Here is a 550-nt window from a genome sequence, read left to right on the forward strand (position 1 = left end):
CTGCAACATTACCCGATGGAAAGCCGATCGCAGTCCTATGCAAGCAGGTGGTTCAGGCAACCACCGACGCGGATGGGCACCTCGGCTTCTCCGCCTCACTGCAACCTGCGGTTGCGAATCGCGTTCGCACCTGGACCTACAACCAATTTGGTCAAGTGTTGACGGCCAAGGGTTCACGTACGACGGTGAATGACACGACGACGTACACCTACTACAGCGATGCGACAGCGGATCACACGGTGGGTGATCTGAAGACGGTCACCAACGCAGCAGGCAAGCTCACAAGCTACGACAAGTACAACAAATATGGCCAGTTGCTGCAGGGCACCGATTCGAACGGCAACGTCACCGTCAACACCTACGACACGCATCAACGCCCACTCTCTAGCAGTGTCGCAGGCGAGATGACCACGTACACGTATGACGCGGTGGGGCAGTTGACACAAGTGCTGCAGCCAGACGGCAGCTGGGTGGGGTACGAGTACGACGATGCGCATCGGCAGAAGGCAGTCAAAGACAACCTGGGTAACCGCATTGACTACCAATTGAA

At 56.9% G+C, this 550-nt stretch carries 1 pseudogene; it reads left to right on the forward strand.

The features are described from left to right. Positions 1-550, forward strand: a pseudogene (locus AC1D15_RS36455) (RHS repeat domain-containing protein); the annotation flags it as partial.

This window comes from Rhizobacter sp. P2_H2 (assembly GCF_056403375.1).